2 protein-coding genes and 1 pseudogene are annotated in these 2,357 nt (G+C 74.6%); 1 reads left to right on the plus strand and 2 read right to left on the minus strand.

The genetic code is table 11. The annotated features are described in order from the left end of the window. Together KBX53_RS29925 and KBX53_RS29930 are read right to left on the minus strand one after the other, a co-directional pair. Positions 1–703 (minus strand): magnesium chelatase domain-containing protein (locus KBX53_RS29925; RefSeq protein WP_210863019.1); only part of this gene is annotated, 703 nt, incomplete at its 3' end. A 30-nt stretch (positions 704–733) separates the two neighbouring features. Beyond that, a complete protein-coding gene (locus KBX53_RS29930; protein ID WP_030335202.1) occupies positions 734–1,093 on the minus strand; it encodes a YraN family protein in 360 nt (119 codons plus the stop codon). A 193-nt stretch (positions 1,094–1,286) separates the two neighbouring features. Here KBX53_RS29930 and KBX53_RS29935 point away from each other — a divergent pair. Further along, a pseudogene (locus KBX53_RS29935) lies at positions 1,287–2,357 on the plus strand (hypothetical protein); the annotation flags it as partial.

Raw genomic sequence — 2,357 nt, forward strand, 5'->3', positions numbered from 1 at the left:
GGATGGACGGCAACCGTTCGGCGAGCATCGTCTTGCCGGCGCCCGGCGGGCCGAGCAGCGCCACGTGGTGCCCGCCGGCAGCGGCGACCTCCAGGGCCCGCCGACCCAGCTGCTGCCCGGCGACCTCGGCGAGATCCGGTCCGTCGGCTGCGGGTGCGGGGATGTCCGCCGGTGGCTCGATCAGTGGGGTCCCGTCGCGAACGAAGGCGACGAGCCGGTGCAGGGTGTCCACCGCGCGCACCCGTACGCCGGGGATGACGGCGGCCTCGGCCGCGTTGCCGACCGGGACGATCACCCGCGTGACGCCGGCCCGGGCCGCGGCGGCGACCATCGGGAGGACGCCGCGTACCGGCCGGACCGTCCCGTCGAGCCCCAGCTCACCGAGGACCACCACCCCCTCCAGCGGAAGCAGCGGCAGCTCGCCCGAGCCGCCCAGCAGCGCGGCGGCGATGGCCAGATCGAAGGCCGAGCCGAACTTGGGCAGCGTGGCGGGGAGCAGGTTGAGGGTGATCCGCCGGTTGGGCCAGCGCTGGCCGGAGTTGACCACGGCGGCGCGGACCCGGTCACGGGCCTCGTGCAGGGCGGTGTCCGGCAGACCGGAGATCACCACCGCCGGCAGGCCGGCGGCGAGGTCGGCCTCCACCTCGACGAGGTGGCCGGTCACCCCGACCAGCCCCACGCAGAGCACCTTCGCGTAGCTCACGGTGCGTCACCGATCCTCCGGGCGCGCATGTCAGAACGCGCCCTTGAGGTGGTCGACCTGCGCCGGCCCGGCGTCGGGCAGCAGCACGGACAGCACGTCGAAACGCACCTCCTCGGCGGTCGTACCGGTTTCGGTCAGCCACCGCGCGGCGAGCCCACGCAGCCGGCGGGCCTTGGCCGGCACGACCGCCTCGGCCGGGCTGCCGAAGCCGTCACCCCGGCGGGTCTTCACCTCGCAGAAGGCGAGCACCGGCCCGTCCCACGCGATGATGTCGATCTCCCCGGCCGGGCAGCGCCAGTTGTGGGCGATCGGGCGCAACCCCGCCTCGGTCAGGTGCCGAGCCGCGCACCGCTCGCCGTACGCGCCAACCGCCTGGTTCCGCTTCGTCATGGCCGGCACGGTGCCCGCCGGAGGACGATCGCCGCGACCCGGCGGCGGCCCCGCTGTGGACAACGGGTGTGCTGTGGACAGTCAAACGATCATGCCCACGCTGTGCTAGCGGTGTCGCCGACCTGTTTTCACCAGCCGGTCACCATTCGTACCCCGGGCACGGTTGATCGGCGGCGCGGACGGCTGGGCTGAAATGGCGCGGGCGTGGCCGGTCGCATACGGTGCCTGACGTGGACGGACGACGGAGTTTTCCGGAAGATCAGGAGTCGCGCTGGTACCCCGACGAGCGGGGTCGCGGTTACGGCGAGTCGGAGTGGCGCGGCGCGGGCGAACCGCGGTACCGGGACGGCGAGATTCCCGAGCAGCGTGGCGCGGAGGACATCCGATCCGTCGAGGACACCGGTGTCGGCCGCCGCCGAGAGCCGGACTCGGGGCGTTTCGGCGCGGTGGACGCGAGCCGTTTCGGCGGTACGCCGGAGCCGGACCCGGGTCGCCTGGGCGCCGTGGACCAGGGCCGTTTCGCCACCCCGGAGCGGGACTCCGGCCGCTTCCCGGCGGTCGACGCCCAGTCCGGGCGGTTCGGGGCGGTGGAGAACGACTCCGGACGCTTCGGTGCGGTGGACCCCCTCGGTGACGCCCGGCCCGAGGCCGACGGATACCGGGCGACCCGTTCGCGCAGGGCGGACCGGGACCCCTCGGAGGTCTCGGGTGAGCTGCCCGGTCGTCGGGCCGCCCGGGAACCGGCCGCCGTCGAGACCCCGCTGGCGAACGTCACGTCGGAGACCGCCCGCGACACCACGTCGCCGGCCAGCGTGCTCGCTGACCAGGCTCGTCCCGCCCCGCTCACTGCGTACCCGATCATCGAGCCGACCCGGGGTGGCGGCGAGCCGCCGCACCCGCTGGAGATGCCGACCGGCCCGATGCCGGGGATCGGCCCCCGACCCGACCTGCCCGCTGCCGAGCCGCCGCTGTACCCGCCGGCCGCCGACGGCGTCTACCGGACCCGCCGACCGGTGCTGGCCGTACTCTTCGCCCTGCTGGTGTTGATCTTCGAGGTCCCCGCGCTGCGGGTGCTGCTCGCGGGCGTGACCGGCGACCCGGTGGACGCCGGGAACGTCGTGGTGGGCATCGCCCTGGTCGCCGGCCTGCCGATCTTCGCGACCGGGCTGTACGGGCTCCGAACCGGAGGTCTGGCGCTCTCCGACAACGGTCGCGGCTGGCTCCGCCCGCCGACGGCCTACCTGACCGTCGGTCTGGTGCTCTT

Origin of the sequence: Micromonospora sp. M51, assembly GCF_018070305.1 — a bacterium.
GTDB lineage: Bacteria > Actinomycetota > Actinomycetes > Mycobacteriales > Micromonosporaceae > Micromonospora > Micromonospora parva.